Source organism: Ferruginibacter sp. (assembly GCF_031430955.1).
Classification (GTDB): domain Bacteria; phylum Bacteroidota; class Bacteroidia; order Chitinophagales; family Chitinophagaceae; genus Ferruginibacter.
Genome location: NZ_JANPCM010000520.1, coordinates 1 through 3,299 on the forward strand (window position 1 = coordinate 1; position 3,299 = coordinate 3,299).

The 3,299-nt window shown below is 35.4% G+C and carries 3 protein-coding genes; 2 read left to right on the plus strand and 1 reads right to left on the minus strand.

Features of this window, described 5'->3' with window-relative positions; all coding sequences use genetic code 11:
* The coding region (locus tag ACY65O_RS14675; RefSeq protein WP_462221608.1) for an MFS transporter at positions 1-1,296 on the plus strand (1,296 nt) is incomplete at its 5' end.
* A gap of 108 nt (positions 1,297-1,404) precedes the next feature.
* Here ACY65O_RS14675 and ACY65O_RS14680 read toward each other — a convergent pair.
* Complete coding sequence (locus ACY65O_RS14680; RefSeq protein ID WP_462221609.1) at positions 1,405-2,433, minus strand: GntR family transcriptional regulator; 1,029 nt, start codon at positions 2,431-2,433, stop codon at positions 1,405-1,407.
* 148 nt (positions 2,434-2,581) lie between these two features.
* Here ACY65O_RS14680 and ACY65O_RS14685 point away from each other — a divergent pair.
* Positions 2,582-3,299: L-rhamnose/proton symporter RhaT (locus ACY65O_RS14685; protein ID WP_462221610.1), on the plus strand; the 718-nt coding region annotated here is incomplete at its 3' end.

Consider the following 3,299-nt stretch of genomic DNA (forward strand, 5'->3'; position numbering starts at 1 on the left):
AACGAAAAAATTGGTAAATACCGCTGGACTATTTGCAGCTTGATTTTTTTTGCTACAACTATTAACTATATCGACAGAAATGTGATTAGTTTTTTAAAATCTACGTTCACAACTGATTTAGGGTGGACCGATGGCGATTACGCAGACGTAGAAATTACTTTTAAAATATTTTACGCACTGGGCATGATTGGCGCTGGAAGGATTATTGATAAATTGGGAACTAAAATTGGTTATGGCCTTTATACTTTTTTATGGAGCTTGGTTGGTGTTGCCACAGCTTTAGTAAATACGGTAACCGGTTTTAAAATTGTACGTGGCGCATTAGGTCTTACTGAGTCTGGTAATTTTCCCGCTGCCATAAAAACAGTAGCAGAGTGGTTTCCAAAAAGAGAAAGAGCTCTGGCAACTGGCATTTTTAATTCAGGGGCTAATATTGGTGCCATTGTTACTCCGTTGTGTGTACCGTGGATTGTTATTACTTTTTCCTGGCAATGGGCATTTATTATAACCGGACTGTTAGGTTTTGTGTGGTTGATTTTTTGGGTTATACTTTATGATATACCAAGAAGACAAAAGCGTTTAGGAAATGCTGAATTGATATATATTGAAAGTGACAAAGACGAAGCCATTAGTAGCGTTGATGATGGGGTAAAGGTCTCGTGGTTTAAATTATTAGGGTTCAGGCAAACATGGGCATTTGTATTAGGCAAGTTTTTAACTGACCCTATTTGGTGGTTTTATATTTTTTGGTTGCCCGATTTTTTTGAAAGTGTTTATAAAATTAAACTCACGGCAGCAAGCTGGCCGGTAGCTACTGTCTATATTATTTCAACTTTTGGTAGCGTTGGTGGCGGTTGGTTACCATTATACTTAATTAAAAAGGGGTGGCCGGTTTTTAAAGCCAGAAAAACATCAATGTTTATTTATGCCTTATTTGTACTGCCTATTTTCTTTGCTTTGGTATTGGGTAAAATAGATATGTGGCTGGCTGTTTTAGTTATTGGTATTGCAGCGGCTGCACATCAGGCATGGAGTGCAAATATTTTTACTACTGTAAGTGATATGTTCCCTAAAAAAGTAACCGCTTCTGTAACTGGTATTGGCGGCATGTTTGGTGGCCTGGGTGGAATCTTTCTTTCTCTATTTGTGCAAAAGAAAATGTTTGTTTATTACAGAAGTATTGATCAGATTGAAACAGCGTATTATATTATGTTTGCTGTGTGTGCGCTTTCTTACATTGTGGGGTGGCTTGTTATGCATTTATTAATTCCAAAAATGAAAAGGGTTGAGGTGTAAATTTGGGAACTACAGATTACACAAATTTCAAACAAAAATTATTATGCGGTTTAATTAATTGAACCGCATTTCTTTTTGAAAAAACAATTGATGCAATCTTTGGCAACCTTACAAGGAATTCCGCAGCGTTAAATAAAACCTGGCTTCAATATGCTCCACCGATTTATCTAAAATAAGCTCCGCTGCTTTTTCTCCCATCATCTGAAAGTCGGTGGAGATGGTAGTAATACCATTTAAGATAATTTTTTTAAGTGCAGTTTCATTGTAAGAAATTACGCCTACATCTTTACCTATTTTCAATTTTTTATTTAATATTTTTTCAATCAGCAGTACCAGGTCATCTTCCATTAAATTAATGTAAACCTCGCCTTTATTAATTTCTTCCCTGCTGATGTCGTGTACAATTTTATGGTTAAAAGCATACTCCTGGCAAAATTTTGCAAAGCCGGTGGTAATTTCTCCTGGATGATAAGTGTATTCGGGTAAAATAATATTAAGGGTGTGGTACTTGCTTAAATTGGGCAATGCCTGTTCCAGTGCAATGTATATATCCTTATCAAAGTTTTCGTAAATGGCACCGTAATTACCGGTTACTCCCGGTACCAGTTTATCTAATAAAATTAATTTTTCTTTAGGGATATTGTTTAAAATTTTGTGGGCATTTTCACTGCCTTCCATAAAATGCGGAATGATAACATAATAATTATAGTCTTCTTTATTATTTAATAGCAAACTTTTAAATAGAGAAAAGTTATTGTTATAAATATAAAAGTCAATTGCTGCAGAATCTCCCAAAGTACTTACAAAAGCATCGTAAATAATTTTTTTATGGGCACTCAGTTTGTTGAACATCAGAAATATTTTTATTTTCTGTCCAACATCAACGTTCTTTATATAATACCCTTTGCCCGGCACCGATCCAATGATACCACTTTTCTTTAAATACCGGTACCCTTTTTCAGCAGTATCACGTGATATTTCAAACTCAAAACTTAATTCATTAATGGAAGGCAGCACATCATCCAGCTGTAATTTTTGCGTTTCAATTGCTTTAATAATGCAATTGGCCAGTTGCTGGTATTTAGGTGTGGCCGAAAATTCGTCTATGTAAATAAGTTTGTTAAAGGGAGATAGCATCGTCTGTGGTGTTCAATATAATTTTAGCTGAAAGTTAAACAAAAGTAGGCGTTTTATTTAAATGCATGATAGTACATGATGCAGCGCAGGCTATTTCAATTTATTTTACAGCATAATTGCTTAGCTATATTTTAAAAAAACGATCTGTATGGGAATTATTTTGGGAGTTTTATTTCACTTCATTGGTGGGTTTGCATCGGGCAGTTTTTACATGCCGTATAAAAAAGTAAAAGGCTGGAGTTGGGAAAGTTTTTGGATTGTTGGGGGATTATTTTCCTGGTTAATTGTTCCCCCTCTTGCAGCGTATCTTACCATTCCCGGTTTTATGGATATCATTAAATCCTCTTCTTCAACTGTACTCGGTTCTACCTATTTAATGGGTTTATTATGGGGCATTGGTGGTTTAACTTACGGCCTTGGTGTACGATATCTTGGTGTATCATTAGGCAGTTCAATAATTTTAGGTTTATGTTCTTTCTTTGGTGCAATAGTGCCATCGGTATATTATTATTTTAATCCTAAAACAGGAAAAGATACTATTGCAGATTTATTTGGTACATCATGGGGATTAATGGTAATGACAGGTTTAGTGCTTTGCATAATTGGTATTGTAATTTGCGGTAAGGCCGGGGGAATGAAAGATAAAGATTTAGGAAGTACGGGTGTAGATGCTGCCGGCAGCGAATTTAAATTGACTAAAGGTTTAGTTCTTGCAATAATATCTGGCGTACTCAGTGCCTGTTTTAGTTTTGGTATAGAAGCCGGAAGCACCATGGGAGCTACTGCTAATGAAATTTGGAAAGCTGCTAATCCTGCAGAAACAGGAGAATTTTTATTTAAGAATAATGTAATTTTTGTAGTAATAC